This is a genomic window from Streptomyces sp. NPDC006283 (assembly GCF_040613325.1).
In the GTDB taxonomy this organism is placed as follows: Bacteria; Actinomycetota; Actinomycetes; order Streptomycetales; family Streptomycetaceae; genus Streptomyces.
This window is the reverse complement of the sequence record NZ_JBEXRZ010000012.1, coordinates 21,259-44,010: the sequence shown is the minus strand read 5'-3', so window position 1 is coordinate 44,010 and position 22,752 is coordinate 21,259. Positions and strand designations below refer to the sequence as shown.

Sequence of the window (22,752 nt, the reverse complement as noted above, 5' to 3'; positions counted from 1 at the left end):
CGGGCGGGCGGGCGGGGTCGGAAATGGGCATTGGTGCCCATGGCATGAACCGCCCGGCCGCGGGAGGCTGGCAGCAAGCCGGTCCACAGCAGCCGCGGCTCATGCCCGGGGTATGCGATGTCTTGCGACGGCTGAGAACGACAACAGCCGTGTCACGGAAAGAGGAAGGTCGTCGCGGTGTCCCTGTTCTGGCGGATCTTCGCCCTCAACGCGGTGGTGCTGGGGGCGGCGACCGCGCTGCTGCTGTGGGCTCCGGTGACCGTTTCCGTGCCGGTCGTGCTGACCGAGGCGGTCATCCTGGTGGCCGGCCTGGTGGTCATGCTCATCGCCAACGCGGCCCTGCTGCGGATCGGACTCGCCCCCTTGGACCGGCTCACCAGGTTGATGACCACCGTCGATCTGCTGCGGCCGGGACAGAGGCTGCCGGAGCACGGCCGAGGGGAGGCCGCCGAGCTGATCCGCACCTTCAACGCCATGCTGGAGAGGCTGGAGCACGAACGGGCCACCAGCAGCGCCCGCGCGCTGCTCGCGCAGGAGGCCGAACGGCGCCGCATCGCCCAGGAACTCCACGACGAGGTGGGCCAGAGCATGACCGCGATCCTGCTGACACTGAAACGAGCGGCGGACGAGGCGGAGGAGCCCCTGCGCGGTGAGCTGCACCAGGCGCAGGAGATCACCCGCGAGAGCCTGGACGAGGTCCGCCGCCTGGTGCGCCGGCTGCGGCCCGGCGTTCTGGAGGATCTCGGACTGGTCAGCGCCCTGACCTCCCTGACCACCGAGTTCGCCACCCACACCGGGCTGCGCGTGGTGCGCCGCTTCGATGCCGGCCTGCCCGAACTCGACCAGGAAACCGAACTGGTGCTGTACCGGGTCGCGCAGGAGGCCCTGACCAACGTGGCCCGCCACGCCGAGGCCGGCCATGTGGAGGTGAGTCTGCGCCATACCGACGGCACGGTGGTGCTCGCCGTCGCGGACGACGGCCGCGGGACAGGCATCGCCCAGGAAGGCGCGGGAATTCGCGGGATGCGCGAGCGGGCGCTGCTCATCGGGGCCACGCTGGATGTCACCTCCCAGCCGCAGGCCGGTACCCAGGTCCTGCTGACCGTGCCCGGCCCCAGGATGCAGCCATGACCGCAAGCGACACGCGCGTGATCCGTATCCTCCTCGCCGACGACCACGCGCTGGTCCGGCGCGGGGTGCGGCTCATCCTCGACCGGGAGCCGGACCTTCGGGTCGTCGCCGAGGCCGGGGACGGCGCGGAGGCCATCGCCCTGGCCCGCAGTCACGAAGTCGACCTGGCGGTACTGGACATCGCCATGCCGCGGATGACCGGCCTGCAGGCCGCACGCGAGTTGCTCGCGCTGAATCCCGACCTGCGCGTGCTGATCCTGACCATGCACGACAACGAGCAGTACTTCTTCCAGGCGCTGAAGGCCGGCGCCAGCGGGTACGTGCTGAAGTCGGTTGCCGACCGCGACCTCGTCGCCGCCTGCCGGGCCTCCATGCGCGACGAGCCCTTCCTCTACCCGGGCGCGGTCACCGCCCTCATCCGCAACTACCTCGACCGCGTCCGCCACGGCGAGGAACCCCCCGAACAGGTCCTCACCCCCCGGGAAGAGGAGGTGCTCAAGCTCGTGGCCGAGGGCCACTCCTCCAAGGAGATCGCCGAGATGCTCTTCATCAGCATCAAGACCGTCCACCGGCACCGGGCCAACGTGCTGCAGAAACTCGGCCTGCGCGACCGCCTGGAGCTCACCCGCTACGCCATCCGCGCCGGCCTCATCGAACCCTGACCCTGCTCCGCCCCGATGACTGCCTCAAGGTTCCGGCTGCCACTCCCCGGCCAGGGCCTTGAGGCCCATGTGCGACCCGCTCCGCCCAGCCACCACTGAGACGCGAGAAGGCTCCGCCCAGCCACTACCGAGACACGAGAAGGGGACGGTGCATGACACGCTCGGTGCACACCGTCCCCCGCCCGGGCGGCCTCAGCCGGGCCGCGATGACCGCTGTCCTGCTGGCCGTCCTCACCGCCCTGCTCCATCCCCCGTCGTACGGCAGCCTCGCGCCCCACATGCCGGCCGGCCCGGCGCCGGCCTCCGGGGCGGTGCAGGCAGGCAGCGGCCCCCGGGCGGATGACGGCCACGCCGCCGTCCGCACCACCCTGGTCCGAAGCCCTCGCGATCTGACCGGCGAGCGGCCGAGCACCGCCGCCCCCACCTCATACTGCAAGCCCTCCGGCCCGCCGTCGTCCACGCGCGTGGCCTTGCCGGCAGCGAGCCCACCCGTCCGTCCGCTTTCGGTGGACCGACACCAAGGGCGAGCACCACCTCCAGTCCCAGGCACCTGAACTCTCCCTTTTTTCCGTTGACCGCCGCCACTGCCCTGGCCGCGGTGTGCCTGCCGGAGGCTTCCGTTGACCCGCGCCTCGCGCATCCGAGCGCTGCTCGCCCTCGCCGCTGTCGCCCTGTCGCTGTACGTCGCTCTCACCGTGCCCGTCCATCTGGGACTCGATCTGCGCGGCGGCACGCAGATCGTGCTGGAAACCCGCCCCACGGCCGACTCCGACGCAGACGGCGATGCCACCGACCGCACCCTGGAGGTGCTGCGCGGCCGCATCGACGCGCTCGGCGTCGCTGAACCCACCCTCGTCCGCTCCGGCAGCAACCGCATCGTCGTCGAACTGCCCGGCGTACAGGACCCCGCCCAGGCCGCGAACGTACTCGGCCGCACCGCCCAGCTCACCTTCCACCAGGTGATCGACACGGCCACCCGTGCCGATGACGCCGCCGAACCGCTGCCGAAACGGCCTCGTGAGCTGGTGCTCGCCGACGAGTCCGGCCGGCACCTGCGCCTGGCGGCGGCCGCGCTGACCGGCAAGGGCGTCAAGGAGGCCGCCGCCCGGTTCGACCAACAGGGCGGTGCCGGATGGCACGTCACCGTCGACTTCGAGGGATCCGGCGGCGACGGCTGGGCCCGCCTGACCGGCGAGGCCGCCTGCCACCCGGCAGGTGACCCGTCCCGAAGGGTCGCCATCGTCCTGGACGACAAGATCATCTCCTCGCCTCAGGTCGACCCCTCGGTCGGCTGCGGCTCGGGCATCAGCGGCGGCTCCACGCAGATCACCGGATCCTTCAGCGCCGACGAAGCCAAGGAACTGGCCCTGCTCGTCAACGGCGGCGCCCTGCCCGTACCCGTCGAAACCGTCGAGCAGCGCACCGTCGGCCCCACCTTGGGCGCGCAGGCCATCGCCGCCGGCGCCTGGGCTGCCGTCGTGGGCACCGCGCTGACGGCGTTGTTCATCACCGCCGTCTACCGGATCCTCGGAGCTCTGGCCACCGTGGCGCTGGCCTGCTACGGCCTGATCTCCTACGCCGTCCTGGCCGCCCTGGGCGCCACCCTCACCCTCCCGGGCCTCGCCGGGTTCGTGCTGGCCATCGGCATGGCCGTCGACGCGAACGTCCTCGTCTTCGAACGCGCCCGCGAAGAGTACGCCTCTCGCAACCGGCCCAGCCCCCGCTCCTCGCTGACCGCAGGATTCCGCGGCGCGTTCAGCGCGATCGCCGACTCCAACATCACCACCCTCATCGCCGCCGGCCTGCTGTTCTTCCTCGCCTCCGGGCCCGTCCGCGGCTTCGGCGTCACCCTGGGCATCGGCGTCCTCGCGTCCATGCTCAGCGCCCTGGTCATCACCCGCGCCCTCGCCGACCACGCCCTGTCCAGGCGCCGGCTGCACCGCCGCCCCCGCCTGACAGGCATCGCCCACACCGGCAGCGTCCGCGACCGCCTCACCCGCACAAGCCCCCACCTGATGCGCCGCCCCCGGCGGTGGCTGGCCGTCTCCGCCATCGTCCTGGCCCTGTCAGCCTCCGGGATCGCCGTACGGGGCCTGGACTTCGGCATCGACTTCACCGGGGGCCGCCTCATCGAATACACCACAGCCACGCCCGTCGACCCCGACCGGGCCCGCACCGCACTCGCCGACGCCGGATTTCCCCGCGCTGTCGTCCAGACCTCCGGCGACAGCCGGCTCACCGTCCGCACCGAGCGGCTGACCAACGCCCAAGCGGCAACCGTCACCGAAACGATCAGCACGCTGACCGGCCAGGCCGACAAGCTCCGTGACGAAACGATCGGCCCCAGCCTCGGCAAGGAACTGCGCCAGGGCGCCCTGATCGCCCTGGCCGTCGCCCTCGGCGCCCAGCTGCTCTACCTCGCGGCACGTTTCCGCTGGCTGTTCGGCACCTCAGCGGTCGCCGCCCTCGCTCACGACGTGGTGATCCTCGTCGGCATCTTCGCCTGGCTCGGCAAACCCATCGACGGCGTCTTCCTCGCCGCGCTGCTGACCGTCATCGGCTACTCGGTCAACGACTCCGTCGTCGTCTTCGACCGCATCAGGGAGCTGAGCCGGCGCGACCGCACGGCACCCTTCGCGGCCATCGCCAACCGGGCGCTCGTGCAGACCCTGCCCCGCACCGTCAACACCGGCATGGGCGCCGCATTCATCCTCACCGCCCTGGCCGTCCTCGGCAGCGGCTCCCTCACCGACTTCGCCCTCGCCCTGCTCCTCGGCCTCGCCGTCGGCACGTACTCCTCCATGTTCACCGCCACCCCTTTGGCCATCGAACTCCACCAACGCACGTAGGGCCTCGTGGCCTGCCCCTGCGCGCTCCGGCTGCCTGGTCCGCGAACAGCTCCCGGCGGAGCTCGCGGCGCCCGGAGGCCGCCCGCGGCATCGGCGCACAGGGGCGTTGAGTGGAGTGTTCAACCTCAGCGAGGGAGGCTGTACGCATGAATCTGCTCCACCGCTCACCTCCTCGACCAGGGGCGGGCGGTCATGGCCGAATCATCTTCACGCCGGCGCAGTGTGTGCCGTTCGCGCTCGCGCTGGCCGTGCTGGTCATCGAACTGACGCCTGCACACTTCGTGTACACGGGTCCCTTTCTCGTCGCGACGCCTGCGCTGGCCGCGGTGACGATGGGCCCGAAGGGCACCCTGTCGGCGGCGGCTCTCGCGTTGGCGATCAGCGCGACCACCGCCACCTTCAACCAGGCCTGGGGCACCCTGCAGGTCTATACCAACTTGCTGGCTCTCGCCATGGTGTCCCTGGCCGGATTCATCACGAGCAGCGCCGTACAGGCGCGCAGGCAGAGTGAGCTCGATCAGGTGCGCCGGATCGCCGTAGCGGCTCAGAAGGTCATCCTGCGCCCCGTCCCCGAGCAACTGGGCCACGTGCGTGCGGCCAGCCTGGGCCTCGCCGCTGGGACGGGCGCACAGATCGGCGGCGACCTCTACGCCGCCGCCAAGACGCCCTACGGCGACCGGCTGATCGTGGGCGACGTCCGAGGCAAAGGACTGGCCGCCGTGCATGCGGTGGCGGTCGCACTGGGCGCGTTCCGAGAGTTCGCGCACTACGAGGACGACCTGGTGGAGGTCATGAACCGCTGCACGGCTGCTCTGCGACGGGAGGCCGCCGTGCCCGGTGCCTTCGACCAGGAAGCCCTGATGGAGGGATTCACCACCGCGCTCCTCGCCCAGGTGCCCGACGAGCACGTGGTGCAACTGGTCAACCGTGGTCATCCGCCTCCGCTGAAGCTGCACCAGGGCAGGATTGAAACCCTGATGCCCGCCTCGCCACTGCCGCCTCTTGGCCTGGAAGACCTCTTCACCTGCCCTCCCGCCAAGCCCGAGAGCTATCCGCTTTCCCCCGGTGACCGCTTGCTGCTGTACACCGACGGCGTGATCGAGGCCCGCGACCGCGACAACCACTTCTTCGCCCTGGCACAAGCCATGGAAGAGATTCCCGCAAGCACCAGTCCGTCCGAGTTCCTGGAAGAACTGCACCAGGCACTGCTCCGCCACACCGACGGCCACCTGGCGGACGACGTGGCGATGATCCTCGTTGACCGTCTCGACGAAGAAGGCGGCAGACATCCCGGTGCAGTCCCCGCCTGATCATGCGACGAGCCGCATGCCGACCACTGAGCCGGCACAACAGACGCCCCCACGCCCCCCCCCGTTGAGGATCGCCCCGCCCACGGCGACGAGGAGTAGACCCAGAGCAAGGAGGGACCGGTCAGCAGCTCACCGAGGTCTCCGACGTACGGATGGCGCTCAGCAGCTTGTCGACCTGAGGCTTGACCTGCTGGATCGCCTCGCCTGCCGTGGTGTCGCCGGCGAGGCCGTCCACCGTGCTCTTCAGGTCGTCGTACGCCTGGGAGATCTCGTCGGCCTTGGCCTCACCGATTCCCTTGGCGTCCTCCTTCACGTCCTGGAACGCGTCCGAGACATCCGAGCGCGCGGCCTTGATGTCATCGAGGGTGGACGTCGACCGGTCCATGGATGCCAGCTTCTGCGCGTCGGTTTTCATATCTCGTAGTGAATCGCACAGGGCCTGGGTGTTCTTGGTCTGTTCCTCCTGCGGCGTGCTGTCGTCCGAGCAACCGGAGGTCATCAGGCAGGCGGCGGCGAGGAGGGCACCACAGACGGCGGTGCGGCGTCGGCCGCGAAGGATGGAAGGTCTCATGCTGCCATGCAACGGACAGCGACACGGTGCCCGCCTGTTCGAGACGACCGGACGGGTGACGCCGGGCCGGCCGGAGCGACGAGCCTGCCGTGCAGGGACGGGATACGGCGAGAAGCACCCCGAGCGGCACCCGAACGGCGAGCACCGGCAGGGCGATGACCGCCCGGAGGGTGGTGGCGGGACTGGCCCCGCCGCCCAAACGCCGTACCACCGACTCGACGATCTGGTGTGCTCCGAGCAGCACCGGTAGCGCGGCGAGGGGCAGATCCCTGGGCCGGCGACGGCGGACGGTGGCTGCCGCGCAGGCCACGCCGACGGCCGTGATGCCCGTGCCGGCCGTGAGATCGGCCGTCGCGCTCCAGCACATGGCGTCACCGTACGACGGTCGACATTCGGCCACCCGTTCACGCCGGTCGAACAGGAGTGATTGAGGCATAAAGGTGTGACGTCCGGGGGCCCAGGGGCGGGTGATGCGCGGTCGCCGTCGCGGCCGAGATGCGTCGGCACGCCGGGGGCGGTGGCACGCGTGGCGCCTTCTCGCGGCCTCGGCGCAGAGGCCGACCCGGCACAGCAGATGTGCGGGAGCCACTGCAACGGGGTCGGCGGCCACCCGCCGACGCCGGGGCGGGCAATCGCGAGGGACACCAAGGCGGGGCTCACTGCCCGGTCAGCCCTTGTCGACGCTGAGCAGCAAAAACAGAAAGCGGCATTCCGTTTGCTGACCCCGAGGGCGTGCGCGAAGGCGGCCCCGCCTCCTGACGGACCGATCGACTGACTACCCATCAGCAAACGATCCATGGGCTTTGCTCCGCCGTCACCGACGACCGCCTCCGGGCGGGAGGCTCCGCCGCACACCTGAGGCCGTGGAGCGGACATCACCCCCGCCGTCGGCGCGCTGTCAGCCCCTGGGCCGATGGACGCGCGTAGAGCGGCCGAAAGGCAATCTTGTCGAGGAACGGGCGGGAGCCCAGGATTCGTTGCGCAGCGGTTGTCAGGATCATGACGCAGTACCTCCCGTCTTGTTCCCGCAGCCGGTGTTTGACGGGCCCGACCACCCAGCGGGCCCCGGATCCCCCACCGGAGGATGTAGTGAACATCAAGCGCCTGTCCCCCCTCGGCAACGTATCGAGAGGCGCACGGCTGATCGCCGTCGCTTCCGCACTCGTGGCCGCATCCGCGCTTGCAGTGCCGTCCGCCATGGCCGAACCGGCCGACTCTGCGCGGGCCACCACCGCCCAGCTCGCCCAGGCGAGTGATGCCGTGCTCGGTGCCGATGTGCCCGGCACCGCCTGGTACACCGACAAGGAGAGCGGCAAGCTCGTCGTCACGGCGGACTCGACCGTCTCGGCCGGCGAGATCGCCCAGATCAAGAAGGCGGCGGGCGACCGCGCAGGCGCCTTGGAGATCAAGCGCACACCCGGCACGTTCAACAAGCTCATCGCGGGCGGCCAGGCCATCTACGCGGGTGGCGGACGCTGCTCGCTCGGCTTCAACGTCCGCAGCGGCAGCACCTACTACGCCCTGACGGCCGGTCACTGCACCAACATCGGCAGCACCTGGTACACCAACTCCGCGAACACGACGGTGCTCGGAACCCGGGCCGGTTCCAGCTTCCCGAACAACGACTACGGCATCATCCGCCACTCCAACGCCTCGGCGGCGGACGGCCGTGTCTACCTCTACAACGGCAGCTACCGCGACATCACCGGCGCCGGCAACGCGTACGTCGGCCAGTCCGTCCAGCGCAGCGGTTCCACCACCGGCCTGCACGGCGGTACCGTCACCGGACTGAACGCGACCGTCAACTACGGCGGCGGCGACATCGTCTACGGCCTGATCCAGACCAACGTCTGCGCCGAGCCCGGCGACAGCGGCGGCGCGCTGTTCTCCGGCAGCACGGCCCTCGGTCTGACCTCCGGCGGCAGCGGCAACTGCTCCTCGGGCGGCACCACGTTCTTCCAGCCCGTCACCGAGGCGCTCAGCGTCTACGGCGTGAGCGTCTTCTAGTTTTCAAGGCGTCGAGCCGGCGGTCCGCCATCCCTGGGCGAGCCGCCGGCTTCGCCGTTGCCGAAGGCCCGTTGTCAGTGGCTCGGGAGATGCTTGACGAACCGACACCTTGACGAGGGGAACAGCGAGATGAACGACCCCGAGCTCGCCGCCGCCCAGGCGTACGTGCGACTGCTGCAGACCACCAGGGCCGTGCTGGCCGATCCGCAGCGGGAGCCGATCGCGGTGCCGCTGCTGGCCGCGCCGATGGCGGACGCGGACGAGGCACTGCGCGCAGCGGGCCTCGTGGGCAACGAGGCGGACTTCTTCCGACTGCTCGCGACGGTGCCCCGTGCAGAGCGGCAGGACAGAAGGGCGGCATGAAGACCCGCGGCCGTCGCCTGAGTACGCGTATTCAGGCGACGGTCCGGTGCCGGGCCTCGTCCCGCCCGCCGACACAGCCACCAGAAGCGGAGCAGCTCGCCGCGCGACGGCCCTTCTCGGCCAGGCCCGCGAAGCCGATCGGCCCCCCGAAGCCGATCCGGTCCGGACCGCACCGCCGGCGTGGCGACCGGCGTGCGGCCGCCGGGGCCATGGTCCTCGCTGTCGCCCTGCCGGCTGCGGTGCCGAGGCACACGCTCCCTCACCGGTGAGAGACGACTCCGCCGCGCCCTCTGCGCAACGGGGCCGGGCGGAGACCGACAAGGCGGCATCGGCGCAGCACGGCCGTATGTTCGAGGTTGCGGCAGCGCTTTGCCGTGCAGAGGCGAGGGCGACGCAGACCTGACAGTCCGGGCACTCGACACCGCCAAAGGCTCTGCCGCACCGAGTGCCGTCAGGTCACCGGGGCGCTCGTCGGCCACTGCTCCATCGAGGAGAATGTGCAGGTGTCGAGCCGACGGGCCGGGTGCACTTCACGGTGACGGTCGAGGAGGCAGGCCGGTGCGTCACGGGGGACATCGTCGCGGGTGAGGACATCGACGTGTCACCGCACGGCTTCGACGTGGAGGGCGGGTGCGTCGAACCGGTCGGCGGGCACTGATTCCAGCGGAATCGGCCTGAACTCACGGACCGGCGGCTTGGGCACCTGGGGACCACACAGGACGCGCTGGGTTTCCTTGACCCGGCGGCTGAACCAGATCACCTTGCCCACGTCCGTCGCACACGTGCCCCAGCTGTCGCTGAGCATCGCGACCTTGGCGAGCCCACCCTTGGTGGGTGACGAGGTGTGCAGCCTCGGCAGGGTGCGATCCAGGTCGGAGACGGACGCGTTGAGATGACGGCCCGTCCAGCGCAGCTCCACCACGCACGTCTTGTCTCCGTCGACGTGATGGACGACATTGTCGACAAGTTCGTCGACAGCGCTGCAGACCGGTGTGACATGGGTATCGAGGCCCCAGTACCGCAGATGCGCGGCGAGGATACGCCGTATCCGGGGAATGCGCTCTGGGGAGGCCGGCACTTCGATTCTGTAGTGGCAGGCAACCTGGACGTTCATGACCGTGGCTCCTCACCGCGACGGCCCGTCGTTCGTATGCGGCCCCCGAGTACGAAGAGTGAGCCTGTGTCGCTTCTGGGTAAGCATCAGGGTGCCCCGGAGACCCGTTTCCCGCAACCCGCGGCACCGACTCGGCCACTCCCCGTGCCAGTTGGGAGCTGCGGCCGCGACCCGCTCCCCCGGGCGGCAGGGTGTACACATCGCTAGAATTCGAACATGGCAGAGCGGTCCGGCACGCCGACCGCGCCCGAACTCGTCGTGGAGACCGACGGCGGCTCCACAGTGATCGATCCGGCCCGGGCGTACCACGTCGGTCGTGACCCCCTGAGCGACATCGTCATCGATGACGCACGCGTCTCCTGGCACCATGCGGTGTTCCGCACCGTCGCCGGCCGCTGGACCCTCGAGGACGAGGACAGCACCAACGGCACGTACGCCGAAGGGCGTCGGATACGGGCGTGGGGCATCCGCCCCGGTACGGAGATCCGGTTCGGGAGCGCTTCTGACGGCCCGCGAGCCGTGGTGACGGACCACGCCCGACCGGAGCCCGCCCCGCCGCCCCGCTCGAAACCCGTCCCGCCACCCCTCCCGCCGGAGCGCGCCCCCGAGCGTCCGTCCCCCGTCTCCGTGCCTTCCGCGACCGGCGCCTTCCGCAGGCCGACCAGCGTGCGGCCGCTTCCGACCCGCACCCTGCACATCGGCAGGGCGCTGGACAACGAGCTGATCGTCGACGACCTGGTCGTCTCACGCCACCACGCCGAACTGCGCTCGCTGCCCGGCGGCACGTACGAGATCGTCGACCTCCACAGCCACAACAGCACCTACCTCAACGGTCTGCCCGTCGACCACGCCCCGGTGACGGCCGGCGACATCGTCGGCATCGGCCACTCGGCGTTCGCTCTGGTCGGCGGCCAGCTCCAGGAGTTCGTGGACACCGGCGAGGTCTGCCTGGACGTGCAGGGGCTGGCCGTGTCGGTGGACCAGGGACGCAGGACGCTTCTCGACCATGTCTCGTTCCCCGTCGGCGAGAAATGCCTGCTCGCGGTGGTCGGGCCGAGCGGGGCGGGCAAGTCCACACTGCTGAACGCCCTCACCGGGCTGCGCCCCGCCGAGCACGGCACGGTCCTCTACGACGGCCGCGATCTGTACCACGACTACGCGGAGCTGCGCCGACGCATCGGGCTGGTCCCGCAGGACGACATCCTGCACGCTCAGCTCACCGTGCACCGCGCCCTTGGCTACGCGGCCGAACTGCGCTTCCCCCAGGACACCGCGCCGGCGGAACGGGACGCCCGGGTGGCCGAGGTGATCCGCGAACTGGGCCTCGAACAGCGCGCCGGCCAAACGATCCACAGCCTCTCCGGCGGCCAGCGCAAGCGGGTCAGCGTGGCGCTGGAGCTGCTGACGAAGCCGTCCCTGCTCTTCCTCGACGAGCCGACGTCCGGTCTCGACCCGGGCATGGACCGGTCGGTCATGCATATGCTCCGCGACCTGGCCGACGACGGGCACACGGTCGTCGTGGTCACCCACAGCGTGCTCAGCCTGGATGTCTGCGACCGGCTGCTGGTCCTCGCGCCGGGCGGCAGGATCGCCTACTACGGCCCGCCCGACGAGGCTCTCCGCTTCTTCGGGTTCGCTCAGTGGCCGGAGGCGTTCGAGGCCTTCGAGAACGATCGCGACCGCGACTGGGCGGGGGCATACCGCGAGTCCCGCTTCAACCGGCAATACATCGTGGGTGCCACGTCCCAGCCGGGTCAGGCGGAGGACGCGGCCGTGGGGCCGGTGCCGGAGCCGTCGAAGACGCAGAGCTGGGGTGCCCAGCTGCGCACACTGGTGCGGCGGTACACGGCCGTGCTCGGCGCCGACCGGACATTCCTCGTCATCATGATCGCGCTGCCGTTCGTGATGGGGGCCATGGCCCGCGCGCTGGCCGGCGGCCGGCTCGACCAGGAGACGGCGCTGAACACCCTGCTCATCCTCTGCGTCGGCGGCGTGCTCACGGGCGCGGCGAACGCGGTACGTGAACTCGTCAAGGAGCGCGCCGTCTACCAGCGTGAACGCGCCGTCGGCCTGTCCAGATCCGCGTATCTGATGTCCAAGGCCGTGGTGCTGGGGACGATCACGGTGCTGCAGGCGGTCGTGCTGACCCTGGTCGCCCTGGTCGGCGTCGACCTCAACGCGCCGGGCGGCCAGGGCGTGCTGCTGCCGCCGCTCCTCGAGATCACGGCGGCCGTCGCACTGCTGGCGTTCACGGCGATGATGCTGGGCCTCCTGATCTCCGCCGTGGTGCGCAAGGAAGAGGCCACCATGCCGCTGCTGGTGCTCCTCGCCATCGTCCAGGTGGTCTTCTGTGGCGCCCTGCTCAAGCTCGACGGCGTGGTGGTCGTCGAGCAGTTGGCGTGGCTGGTCCCGTCCCGATGGGCGCTCGGCGCGATGGCGGGCACGATCGACCTCGGTCGCATCGTCCCCGGCAGTTTGACCGCCGACCCGCTCTTCGAACACGCGGCGGGGGTGTGGCTGCTCGGCATGGGGATGCTGGTGGTGCTGTCGGTGGTGTTCGGCTACCTGGTGGCCCGGCTGCTGCGCCGGCACGAGCCCGCCATCATGCGGAAATAGGCGTGGACCACCCTGGACACCTGGGACTTCCGCGCCACACATGTCGTGCCGCAGATCGGGCAAGTCCTCCTGGGAGTCGCCGGACCTGTCCGGCCCACGACTCCGCTCGACCCGCTGCTGCCGGTCCCGCCGGCCGAGCGGCGCGGCGACCGGGGGCCGATCGTGTGCGCGGACGGCTGGTCCGCGTGGGTCGACGCGTGCGTGCCGGACACGGGCGGTCGTCGGGCGACGGTGGCGGCGGAGCACGGCGCGACGCCGCCCGGGAAAGCGGGCCCTGTGCCCGAGCCGCCACGCTGGGCGCTTGTGGTGTTCACCGGTCAGGCACGCCGGCGTCGGCAGGAAGGGGCGAACGGCCGTCACTGACGAGGCGCGGCGACCTCGCCGCGCCGGCGGACCCGCGAGGCGAGGAGCCCACCGAGGAATCCGGTGACGAGTCCCCATGCGGCCGCAAGACCCAGCGCCGTCCAGAGGTGCGGCCGCAGTGCCACTTCCCCGGCGAGGTCGCCGCCGAGGTCCCCGATGCCCAGCAGCGACAGGCTGTAATGCGCGAAGAACCGTACGAGCAGACAGATGGTCAGCACGGTGAGGACGAGGGCGACGGCCATGTGCAGGGCGTGCTGCCAGGGGCGCACACGGGCCGGCGACCGGACCGCCATCAGGAACGCGGCTGCCGACAGGAGCACCGCGGCGACCGGAAGGAGCCACCAGGCGCGCCCGTCGCGTTCGGCGAGGGTCGACAGATTCAGGGTGGCCATGTCGCCGGTGCGGAGTACCTCGTCGAGGATCCTCGGAACGGGGAGGCCGAAGGGCCCCTCGACCTTGCCGTCCCAGGTGGCGCCGAGGCCGAGGGTGAGCGCGAGCCAGACAAGATTCGGCAGGCCCAGGAGGAGCACGGCGAAGGTCTCCGCGGTCCGCTCTCGGGTCGCCGCGACGACGAGGCCGATCACCGCCCCGATCGCCACGCAGGTGAGCAGCAGCGTCACCATGGCGAACGCGGCGGGGCGCACACTCTCCTGGAAGCGCAGCAGACGTGCGGGGAGCGGGGCTCCGCGGGAGACGAGGACGGCGAGGGCGAGTACGGCGGCCAGCCAGAGCAGCCCGAACAGGACGGTGAGCGGCAGGTCGGTGCGGAAGCCGACGCGGGGGGTGACGTCCAGCAGGTCCTCGATGAGGCCGCCGGTCGGGTCCTCGACAGGGATGGTGAAGGTGTGGCGGGCCAGGGCCGCGAGGCCGACGAGCGCGAGCACCCAGAGCACGGCCAGCCGGGCGGCCCAGCCCGCCAGTTCCCCGGCGGAGGCCACGGCGCGGTGCCGCAGAGGCCGCAGGAAGCCGGCGGCGATCGTCAAGGCTCCGACGAGTGTCACGGAGAGCGGCAGGACGGTGAGTCCGGCGCTCGTCTCCACGATCGCTCCGGCGTCTCCGGCGACCTCCACGGATCCGAAGACCGCCATCACGACGACGGCCGCGACAACCGGCAGGAAGCCGCCCTCCGGCAGGTCCGCCGCACCGGCTGCCCACAGTCCGAGGGCTGCGGTGACGATCATGGTCACGAGGCCGGCGAGCACCGCGCCGAGCGCCTGAAGCCAGCCGTGGGCCGGGCGGATCGCTCCGTCCGGGCGGTTCGATGCCTGATGACTCACGCTGCCACGCTATGCACGGCCGGTGCACCCCGCCCCTTGGGCGGGGCCGACCGCGTCGACTTGCGACCGGCGCGGAGGCCGGGCGCACAGTGGGCAAGGACCGGTCATGGAGCCGTGCGCGGCCCGGGTCATGAAGCCGTGCGCGCAGACATGGTCACCGGTCCTCCGGGTCGACCAGCCACAGCCCCAGGACCACGAGAAACGAGAGCACCAGGAATCCGGCGCCCCACCATGCGGTGCCCGTGTCCCCTTGCATCCACTCGTCGACGATCACGGTCAGGCCCCAGAGTTGGCCGACGATCACGGTGAGCGCGAGGGTGAGACGGGCGGTGAGCTTCGAGGAGCGCTCGGGCTGCTGCTCGCTGCCGGCGCCAGGACCAGGGCCGGTGTGCCGGATCCGGGGGTCTCCGTAGCCGCTGGTGGGACGGATCTGCGGGTAGCGCTCACGGACCGGCCTGTTCAGCCGGGCTTCTGCGCTTCCGGGCCGGTACTGAGGCCGCGGTGGAAGCACGGCGCCGCCGCTGCTGCCGGCACTCGTGGGAAGTTCGGGCGACGGCTGCCCGGCGTCGTCGGGCGGTGGGGAGGACGTGCTCATGGACGCCTGCCCTTCTCCGTCGCTCCGGGGCCTCCGCCGTCCGTCGCTCCGGGGCTCGTGCCTGGGCAGCCGAGCCTCGCGGCCGTCTGAGGCCGGTCCTCACCGAACTGCCGGCAGAACGCGTCCCGGACCGTCTCGCCGGAGCGTGTGGCGCCGACCGCCCAGACGCTGCCGTCCCTCTCCTCGACGACAAGCACCTTGGGCAGCGGCCGGGGCGGCGGGCCCGCAGTCACCTCCCCGGTACGGGGGTCGAAGACGCCCTCGTGGCACGGGCAGTACAGCTGGCCCTCGCTTCCTCTGTCCTCGCGCCACAGAACACCGCAGGCGAGATGGGTGCAGACGGCGGAGTAGCCGACGAGGGTGCCGTCCCCGAGGCGGACGGCGACGGCGCGGTCGTCCTCCCCGGGGTAGCGGAATGCGATGGACCGGCCGGGCGGCAGGCCGTCGGCGATCCTCTTCGGCTCGGGGGCTCCCTCGCTGTCGCCGTGCCGGTGCAGTACGCCGGCGGCAACGCCGATGCCGCCGGCGGCGAGCCCGCCGGAGACGGTGGCCACGAGCCGGAGGTAGTCGCGGCGGGTGGTGAGCGAGTCGGCGGCGATCCGGTCGTGGAGCTCCTCCCGCGCGGTGTCCGGCTGTTGTGGTTCCCCCGCGGGCGGCCGCTGTTCGGTGACGCTCATCGGACGTCGGCTCCGTTCACCTCGACCACAGGCAACTGGGTTCCGGGCAGCCCGCCGGGCAGCGGCCACTGCATCTTGTCCGCGGGGACGACCATGGCGACTCCGGTGGTCACGGTCGAGCCGCCGAAGACGAACGAGTCGGCGACCTGGACGCCGGGGCGTTCGGCCTGAAGTTCCTCGACCGTGCCGTAGAAGAGGGCGCCAGTGGGACAGACCGTGGCGCACATGGGGGCGAGGCCGTAGGCGGTGCGGTCGTAGCAGAGGTTGCACTTCATCTGCAGTTTCGCCTGAAGGTCGATCTTCGGGACACCGAAGGGGCAGGCGTTGACACAGTTGGCGCAGCCGATGCAGCGGGTGGTGTCGGCCTGCTGCACCACGCCGTCAGCGGTGACAAGGATCGCGTCGGCGGGGCAGACCTCGGCGCAGGGGGCGACCGGGTCCTCGCAGTGCATGCAGACCGTGGGAAGGGACGCGACGGAGTGCCCTTCGTCGGGGTAGTCCAGATGGATCATCGATTTGCCGCGGTGCGAGTCGCATTCTCGGCAGGCGGAGACGCACGCCTGGCAGCCGATGCAGCGTCCCGGGTCGATGAAGATCGTTCTGCCCATCATCGCTGTCGTCAACTCCTCTCCGCGGTGCCGCGGCCCTGAGGAGACGTGGGCGGCAGGGGGTCGGTACGGGAGACCTGGGCCGCCGGATACGCCTCGTGGCCGGGGGCCGTGGGGGGTGCGGGAACTTCGTCGATGTGTTCAGCGCGTTCGATGCGGCAGGCGCAGACCTTGTACTCGGGGATCTTGGAGCGGGGGTCGAGCGCGTCGATGGTGAGGGCGTTGGCCGCGGTGGGGAACGGCCAGTGGTACGGGACGAAGAAGGTGTCGGGGCGGATGGCCTCGGTGACCAGGGCGGGGAAGACCGCGCTGCCGCGGCGGGTGACGACGCGGACCGGATCGCCGTTGGCGAAACCGTGGGAGGGGTGAATCTCGATCCAGGGGCGCGGAGTCTGTTCGACGAGGCCACCGAGCCGGCGGGTCTGGTTGCCGGACAGGAAGTGGGCGACCGTGCGGCCGGTGGTCAGCGACATGGGGTACTCGTCGTTGTACGGGTCCACCGGCGGGCGCCACTCCACCGCCTGCAGGTGGATCTTGCCATCGGGGTGGTAGGTGCGACCGTCCTCGAAGAGGCGGGGGGTGCCGGGATGGTCCGTGGAGGGGCACGGCCAGGCGATTCCGCCGGTCTCCTCCAGGCGTTCGTACGTGATGCCGTAGTAGTCGTTGACCGTTCCGGCGGAGGCGACGCGCAGCTCCTCGAAGACGTCGCGGGAGCCGGTGAAGTCGAACTTGTCACCGGCACCGAGGCGTTGGGCGAGTTGGCGGATGACCCAGGTGTCGGTCCGTACGCCCGGTGGCGGCTCCTGGGCCTTGTTGTGCTTGATGACGCGGGCCTCGGCGTTGGCCATGACGCCTTCGTCCTCGGCCCAGGTGGTCACGGGGAAGACGACATGGGCGTTCTCCGCCGTCTCGGAGAGGAAGAAGTCGAACTGTGCGTGGAACTCCAAGGTGTCGTACCCGTCCTTCACCACCTCGTAGTTGGGCAGGGAAACGAACGGGTTGTTGCAGATGCCGATCAGTCCGCGGATCTCGCGGTGCTGCATCTGCCAGACCATCTCCATCATGGAGGTTCCGGCGGGCGGGAGTTCGGCCTCGTCGATGCCCCAGATCTCGCAGATCTGGCGCCGGTGCTCGGGGTCGTTGATCGAGCGGCCGCCGGGCAGGAGGTCGGACTTCTGCCCGTGCTCACGGCCTCCCTGCCCGTTGCCCTGGCCGGTGATGGTGCCGTACCCGGCGCCCGGCCTGCCGATGTTTCCGGTGGCGACGCAAAGATTGACGACCGAGAGGCAGTTCTCCACGCCCTGGGAGTGGTGCTCGATGCCCCGGGCGTGCCAGGCCATGGCCCTGGGGGCGCGGGCGAAAGCGCGGGCGACCTGCACGATCTGCTGCTCGGGGATGCCGCAGATCTCGGCGGCCCTCTCCGGGGGGTACTGCCCGACCGTGTCGCGTACGTCCTCCCAGCCGGTGGCGTGGCGGGTGACAAAGCTCTTGTCGTCGAGATCCTCGCGGATGACGACGTGGAGGACGGCGTTGAAGAACGCGGAGTCGGTGCCTGGCTTGAGGGCCACGTGGATGTCGGCGGTGCGGGCGATCGCGGTCTCGCGCGGGTCGACGACGATCAGCGTCGCGCCCCGGTCCCGGGCTCCCCACACGTACTGGGTCATGACGGGGAAGCACTCGCCGACATTGGAGCCGGCGATCAGGAGACAGTCGGTCTGGAGGATGTCGGCGAAAGGGTTGCCGGCCCGGTCGATCCCGAAGGCGAGCTTGTTGGCGCCCGCGGCACTGACCATGCAGAGCCGGCCGTTGTAGTCGACGTGCCGGGTCTTCAGCGCGACCCGTGCGAACTTGCCGACGAGATACGTCTTCTCCGAGGAGAGGCTGGCACCGCCCAGCACGCCGAAGGCGTCGTTGCCGTAGGCGGCCTGGATGCGCTGCATCTCGGCGGCGGTGAAGTCGAGGGCCTCGTCCCAGGAGGTCTTGCTGAAGGGCTCGTCGCGGGAGCGGCGCATCAGCGGAGCGGTGAGCCGGTCCGGGTGGTTGACCTGCTGATATGCATTGATTCCCTTGGGGCACAGCCGCATCCGATTGATGTCGTGGTTGCGTGGCTCGACGCCGAAGACCTTGCCGCGCGCGTTGACACGCAGATACATGCCGCACTGGACGCCGCAGAAGCAGCAGTGGGTGGGGACGAGCGTCTCGCCCTCCTGGTCGGCATGCCAGCGGTCGGCGGGAATGCCGCCCGCGTCGCGGAACTGGCGGGTGCCCGGCGGTGCGAGGGAAGGGTCCAGCGGGACGGGCGGCTCTGTCACTTGAAGCCCTTCTTGACGTGGGCGAGGTAGGCACCGCCGCGCAGCACCCGCTTGCAGCGCGGGCAGTACTCCGCCCACTCCTCGAAGCCGAGCTGCAGATCGCGCATGGTGCCCTGGAGGTTCTCGACGTAGGGGGTGGTGTCGATCGGCTCCCCGCAGCGGCGGCAGGCGAAGACATGCTCGTCCTGCCGGGCCGTGTACTTGAACAGCTGCATCCCGACCGCAGCCGGGCGTTGGACGATGTGGAAGAACTTCCCGAAGGGCAGGTAGATGAGGGTGAGGACCACCGCCGCCATGTGGAGGATCGCGAGGAACTCGTAACCGCCGCCGTGCAGGAAGACCGCCGAGAAAGTAAGGAGAAGCCCGGTCACGGAGATGACGATCAAAGCGATCAACGGGATCAGGTCGTAGGCGAACCGCTGGCCGGTGATCGCGCCGCGGTCCTTCATCCGCCGCCACAAGAAGTAGACGGCTCCGGCGATGACGAGGACGGCCGCGAGGTCGAGGCCGTGGAACATGGCCCAGCCGAAAAGGCTGAGTGCGTCGAAGCCGAGGACCTTGAAGCCCCAGACGCGCATCTCGTAGCCGGGTCCGGAGCCTGTGGGCGAGGTGAAGGTGAACCAGCCCCAGGTGAGCGGGAACGTGATCAGGGCCGCGAGGACGCAGCCCCAGAAGATCAGCTGATGTGCGGCCCAGCGGGCGCGGGAGCGGGCGCCGAGGAATTTCTGGAAGCCGAGGTAAGTGGCGATCATCCTCGGCAGGGCGGTGGGAGCCTTTCGGAAGTTCTCGACCGAGAAGAAGCTGCGCCAGCCCTGCCGGAAAAGGCGGCGGGCGCCGGGTGAGGAGATCCAGACGGTGTAGCGGTAGGTGAGGCCGAAGGCGAGGAACACGCTGGCGACGGCATATGGGACGAGGGCGGAGTCGAAGTCGCGCAGGAACCGGCTGCCCAGGACGATCGCAATGATCACCAACAGCGCCACGACGGTCCCGGCGAGGGCGGCGCGCCGGGTGACGGATCTCCCGGTGGCGGGCCGCTGGGACCGAGGCTGCCCGGCGTCGGGCGGGGACGACTCGCTTGCGGGCGGGCAGGGATCAGTCACGTCGCCACGCTAAATGATGTGTCCCGATTCTTCCGGATACGCGACCTGGTGGGCTGTCATGCGGGTGACGATCGCAGAGGCCGCAAGCCAGGGGTGACGGCTGAGCCTTGTCCTCATGCGCATGGGGCGGGGCGACGAGACCGCGTGACGGAGGCTCAGACGTGTGTCATGACTGCGGGTGCCGCGAGACGCCTCTGAGGCGCGAGGCGCATCCCGGTCTCCGGGCACGACCCCCGAAGGGCGCAGCCCGATCGGCCCAGACCACCGCGCCCCGGCCGTCGGGCCCCGGCAGTCTGGTCGGGCATGCCTGTACGGCGGTCGCTGGGAGGACGCGATGCACGACACCTCGTGGGACCCCAGCGCGCGCCTGCTGAAGGGCAGGCGCTGCCCACGCTGCGGCGTCGATGTCCAGGCCCGCGCGCAGCGGCCCGGACGGAGGCCGACCGAGCGATGACCACACCGCAGCGCGCATCCGCGCTTGCCTACAGCAACCTCGCGATCGTCACGGTCGGCTTCGCTCTGACCTTCTGGGCCTGGAACCTCATCGCACCGCTCGCCGGAACCTTCCGGGAAGACCTCGGACTCAACGACTTCCAGCAGTCGGTGCTCGTGGCGGTGCCGGTGCTGGTGGGCTCGCTCGGCCGCATCGCGGCAGGCGCTCTCACCGACCGGTACGGCGCCCGCCTGATGTTCCCACTCGTCGCGGCACTGACCATCGTGCCGGTCCTGCTCGTCATGGTCGTACGGGACAACTTCGCCGCGTTGCTGGTCGTGGCGTTCCTCCTCGGAGTCGGCGGGACCACGTTCGCCATCGGCGTCCCGCTTGTCAACTCCTGGTTTCCGCCCGCCCAGCGCGGGCTCGCGCTCGGCATCTTCGGCATGGGCACCGGAGGCGTCGCGCTGTCGGGTTTCTTCACCCCGCGCATCCACCAACGCGGGGAGAACCTGCCGTTCATCGCCGTCGCCGTGGCGCTCGCGATCATGGTGGTCGTCTCCGCGCTGCTCCTGCGCGACCGGCCCGACCGCGCGGTGCCCACCACGAGCCTGGGGCACCGCCTGGGGCAGGCCGGCCGGCTGCGGGTCACCTGGGAGCTGTCCGCTCTGTATGCGATCGCGTTCGGCGGCTTTGTCGCGTTCGGTGTGTACCTGCCCACCGACCTGACGACCCTGTACCACCTCACACCGACCGACGCGGGCACCAAGGCTGCCGGGTTCGCCCTGCTCGCCGTCCTCTGCCGTCCGTTGGGCGGCTGGCTCGGCGACAGGACCCACCCCGCTGTCGTCACCGCCTGGGCCCTCGCCGTCGTCGCGGTCTTCGCCATCGTCGAGGCCTTCGACCCACCGTTGTTCTGGACCGGCACCATCGCCTTCCTCGCGATGGCGGCCGGCCTCGGCACCGCGAGCGGCGCCGTCTTCGCCCTCCTTTCCCGAGTCACGCCGCAGGCGCAGGTCGGCAGCGTCACCGGCATCGTCGGCGCGATGGGCGGACTCGGCGGCTTCCTGCCGCCCCTGATCATGGGGGCCGTCTACAGCACCAAGGGGTCCTATGCGATCGGGCTGATGCTCCTGTCCGACCTGGCGTTCGCCGGCTGCGTCTACGCCTACGTGCGGATGCGCACCGCGGGCAGGAGCCCCGCCTGATTCAGGTCTCGAGGCCCTCGTGGGGGTGGGAGAAGAGGATGCGCGCGTTCTCGTTCATGCCGGCGAAACCCTCGACGATTTGTGCCGCCACGCGCCAGGACGGTGCTTCCTCCAGGACCCATGTGTGCCAGGCGAGGCCGGTGAACTCCTCGCTCACCGCGGCCCCGGGACTCAGGCGCCGCAGGAAGAACGACAGCCGGGTGCGGCACGTCCACCGGCCGTCGGCTTCGCGTTCCGGCACCGACATCTGATGGATGGTGTGCCTTTCGTCGAAGAAGACGGAGCGGGCCGCCAGGAAGTCCCGCAGTCCGTCGGGTCCTTCCCAGGTCAAGCCGCCCGTGAAGCCGGTACGGAAGTCCGGCGTCAGGATCTCTCTCAGCATCACGTCCGCCTCGGCGTGCGCCTGGAGCAGGTCGAAGTAGCGCTCGACGGTGTCCCAGACGGCGGCCTCGGTTCCCACGCTCATCGCTGCTCCCGGTGGAACGTGTTCTTCCTTCTCTTCAGGGTGCGCCCGATCCGCGAGGACTGCATCCGAACCAATGCCCCCGTCGGGATGTCCGATCAGCCGGCCCATGCGTTTGCCGGAGTGGCGGGTGCGCACCTCTGATGCGCCGCAAGGGGCCGAAGAGGCCGGTCGACGGTCCCGTGGACCTCGCGGCGGGTGTGCCGGGAGCCGGTCGGGAACGCGGGCCGCCTCGACAGCCGACCACTTGAGGTTCGTCACCATGGTGGCGGCCTTCGCCGCCGGGGTGCGCACAACACATGTGGATCTCGAAAAGGGGTCTGAGCATCATATTGTTGCGGGCATGGTCTTCCATCCGTCGGCGGAACCCGCCATCTTCCACGCAGCTCTCCGCGATCAGTTCGAGGCATTTCTCGATGAGCATCGATCCGCACTGCACGACAGCCTGAACGGGCTGACCGAGGAGCAGGCACGCCGGTCGCTGGTCACGTCCAAGACCACGCTGCTCGGTCTGGTCAAACACGCCGCATTCGTCGAGAAGGTCTGGTTCGACGAGGCGATCACATGCCGGTCCCGTACCGAGATCGGCATACCCGACTCACCCGACGAGTCGTTCGACCTCCACGACGGTGACACCATCGCCTCGGTCCAAGGCGCCTACCGGCAGGCATGCGCGGCGTCCCGTCGAAGCACGGCGACGCTGACGCTGGACGACGTCGTGCGGGGCAACCGCCGCGGCCCGCTGCCGCTGCGTTGGGTCTACCTCCACACACTGCGCGAACTGGCACAGCACTGCGGCCACGCCGACATCCTTCGCGAGCAGATCCTCAGCGGCACAACACACCGCGGCTGAGCGTGGACTGTCCGTCCCACCACCGGTGGCGATGAGGCCCTGGTTGCCGCCGGCGGCGAGGCGGTGCCGGACCACCCGTGGAGGGACGAGGGTGCACGCGTCGGTCACTCTTGCCGCCGAACTCCGGCCGGCCGCCGGCACCGGTCCCGAGCTCGAGGCTGCCCTGCTGCCGGCGGATCGGCGAGGAGCTGCTGCTGGGCCGGAGCGCTTCCCGGCCACCCGGCCGGAAGGCGTGCTCAT

Annotated in this window: 18 protein-coding genes and 1 pseudogene; 9 read left to right on the top strand and 10 right to left on the bottom strand. The window is 70.4% G+C overall.

What is annotated here, in order from left to right; genetic code table 11:
* The first annotated feature begins 177 nt into the window (after nucleotides 1-177).
* The 4 genes from ABZ070_RS04740 to ABZ070_RS04725 all read left to right on the top strand — a co-directional run bounded on the left by ABZ070_RS04740 (nucleotide 178) and on the right by ABZ070_RS04725 (nucleotide 5,952).
* Nucleotides 178-1,131: a sensor histidine kinase gene (locus ABZ070_RS04740; protein WP_356629910.1), complete on the top strand. Its 954-nt coding sequence runs from the start codon at nucleotides 178-180 to the stop codon at nucleotides 1,129-1,131.
* A complete protein-coding gene (locus tag ABZ070_RS04735) occupies nucleotides 1,128-1,793 on the top strand; it encodes a response regulator transcription factor (protein WP_356629908.1) in 666 nt (221 codons plus the stop codon). The genes ABZ070_RS04740 and ABZ070_RS04735 overlap by 4 nt, the downstream gene beginning before the upstream one ends.
* A gap of 620 nt (nucleotides 1,794-2,413) precedes the next feature.
* Nucleotides 2,414-4,642, top strand: coding sequence for a protein translocase subunit SecD (secD, locus tag ABZ070_RS04730; protein ID WP_356629906.1), 2,229 nt, complete (start codon nucleotides 2,414-2,416; stop codon nucleotides 4,640-4,642).
* Between the two features lie 224 nt (nucleotides 4,643-4,866).
* Nucleotides 4,867-5,952 carry a PP2C family protein-serine/threonine phosphatase gene (locus tag ABZ070_RS04725; protein WP_356629904.1) on the top strand — a complete coding sequence of 362 codons (1,086 nt, stop codon included), beginning with the start codon at nucleotides 4,867-4,869 and terminating at the stop codon, nucleotides 5,950-5,952.
* 121 nt (nucleotides 5,953-6,073) lie between these two features.
* Here ABZ070_RS04725 and ABZ070_RS04720 read toward each other — a convergent pair whose 3' ends face one another.
* Together ABZ070_RS04720 and ABZ070_RS04715 are read right to left on the bottom strand one after the other, a co-directional pair.
* The gene (locus ABZ070_RS04720) at nucleotides 6,074-6,523 is read right to left on the bottom strand and encodes a hypothetical protein (protein WP_356629965.1); all 450 of its coding nucleotides are present in this window, start codon (nucleotides 6,521-6,523) and stop codon (nucleotides 6,074-6,076) included.
* 106 nt (nucleotides 6,524-6,629) lie between these two features.
* Nucleotides 6,630-6,890 (bottom strand): annotated as a pseudogene (locus tag ABZ070_RS04715) (DUF6629 family protein); the annotation flags it as partial.
* Between the two features lie 722 nt (nucleotides 6,891-7,612).
* Here ABZ070_RS04715 and ABZ070_RS04710 point away from each other — a divergent pair.
* Both ABZ070_RS04710 and ABZ070_RS04705 read left to right on the top strand, forming a co-directional pair.
* Complete coding sequence (locus tag ABZ070_RS04710) at nucleotides 7,613-8,530, top strand: S1 family peptidase (RefSeq protein ID WP_356629902.1); 918 nt, start codon at nucleotides 7,613-7,615, stop codon at nucleotides 8,528-8,530.
* A 129-nt stretch (nucleotides 8,531-8,659) separates the two neighbouring features.
* Nucleotides 8,660-8,893, top strand: a complete 234-nt coding sequence (locus tag ABZ070_RS04705) for a hypothetical protein (protein WP_356629900.1) — start codon at nucleotides 8,660-8,662, stop codon at nucleotides 8,891-8,893.
* A 601-nt stretch (nucleotides 8,894-9,494) separates the two neighbouring features.
* Here ABZ070_RS04705 and ABZ070_RS04700 read toward each other — a convergent pair.
* Nucleotides 9,495-10,007: an ATP-binding protein gene (locus ABZ070_RS04700; protein WP_356629898.1), complete on the bottom strand. Its 513-nt coding sequence runs from the start codon at nucleotides 10,005-10,007 to the stop codon at nucleotides 9,495-9,497.
* A 216-nt stretch (nucleotides 10,008-10,223) separates the two neighbouring features.
* On the opposite strand from ABZ070_RS04700, the gene ABZ070_RS04695 reads away from it, so the two are divergent.
* A complete protein-coding gene (locus ABZ070_RS04695) occupies nucleotides 10,224-12,623 on the top strand; it encodes an ATP-binding cassette domain-containing protein (RefSeq protein WP_356629896.1) in 2,400 nt (799 codons plus the stop codon).
* A 356-nt stretch (nucleotides 12,624-12,979) separates the two neighbouring features.
* On the opposite strand, the gene ABZ070_RS04690 is transcribed toward ABZ070_RS04695, so the two are convergent.
* The 6 genes from ABZ070_RS04690 to ABZ070_RS04665 form a co-directional block, all read right to left on the bottom strand.
* Complete coding sequence (locus ABZ070_RS04690) at nucleotides 12,980-14,263, bottom strand: streptophobe family protein (protein ID WP_356629895.1); 1,284 nt, start codon at nucleotides 14,261-14,263, stop codon at nucleotides 12,980-12,982.
* A gap of 154 nt (nucleotides 14,264-14,417) precedes the next feature.
* A complete protein-coding gene (locus ABZ070_RS04685) occupies nucleotides 14,418-14,858 on the bottom strand; it encodes a hypothetical protein (RefSeq protein WP_356629893.1) in 441 nt (146 codons plus the stop codon).
* Nucleotides 14,855-15,535, bottom strand: coding sequence for a Rieske (2Fe-2S) protein (locus ABZ070_RS04680; protein ID WP_356629891.1), 681 nt, complete (start codon nucleotides 15,533-15,535; stop codon nucleotides 14,855-14,857). Before ABZ070_RS04680 ends, ABZ070_RS04685 begins: the two co-directional genes overlap by 4 nt.
* The gene (locus ABZ070_RS04675; protein ID WP_356629889.1) at nucleotides 15,532-16,146 is read right to left on the bottom strand and encodes a 4Fe-4S dicluster domain-containing protein; all 615 of its coding nucleotides are present in this window, start codon (nucleotides 16,144-16,146) and stop codon (nucleotides 15,532-15,534) included. Before ABZ070_RS04675 ends, ABZ070_RS04680 begins: the two co-directional genes overlap by 4 nt.
* Nucleotides 16,147-16,154: 8 nt before the next feature.
* The gene (locus ABZ070_RS04670) at nucleotides 16,155-18,455 is read right to left on the bottom strand and encodes a molybdopterin oxidoreductase family protein (protein WP_356629887.1); all 2,301 of its coding nucleotides are present in this window, start codon (nucleotides 18,453-18,455) and stop codon (nucleotides 16,155-16,157) included.
* Nucleotides 18,452-19,555 carry an MFS transporter gene (locus tag ABZ070_RS04665; RefSeq protein WP_356629885.1) on the bottom strand — a complete coding sequence of 368 codons (1,104 nt, stop codon included), beginning with the start codon at nucleotides 19,553-19,555 and terminating at the stop codon, nucleotides 18,452-18,454. Before ABZ070_RS04665 ends, ABZ070_RS04670 begins: the two co-directional genes overlap by 4 nt.
* A gap of 450 nt (nucleotides 19,556-20,005) precedes the next feature.
* Here ABZ070_RS04665 and ABZ070_RS04660 point away from each other — a divergent pair, with 450 nt between their 5' ends.
* On the top strand, nucleotides 20,006-21,196 hold the full coding sequence (locus ABZ070_RS04660; RefSeq protein WP_356629883.1) for a NarK/NasA family nitrate transporter: 1,191 nt from the start codon (nucleotides 20,006-20,008) through the stop codon (nucleotides 21,194-21,196).
* A 1-nt stretch (nucleotide 21,197) separates the two neighbouring features.
* Here the strand turns inward: ABZ070_RS04660 and ABZ070_RS04655 are convergent, their stop codons facing one another.
* Nucleotides 21,198-21,662 (bottom strand): nuclear transport factor 2 family protein, encoded by a 465-nt coding sequence (locus ABZ070_RS04655; protein WP_356629881.1) that lies wholly within the window; start codon nucleotides 21,660-21,662, stop codon nucleotides 21,198-21,200.
* A gap of 259 nt (nucleotides 21,663-21,921) precedes the next feature.
* Between ABZ070_RS04655 and ABZ070_RS04650 the strand changes: the two genes are divergently transcribed.
* Complete coding sequence (locus tag ABZ070_RS04650) at nucleotides 21,922-22,512, top strand: DinB family protein (protein WP_356629879.1); 591 nt, start codon at nucleotides 21,922-21,924, stop codon at nucleotides 22,510-22,512.
* Nucleotides 22,513-22,752: the final 240 nt, after the last annotated feature.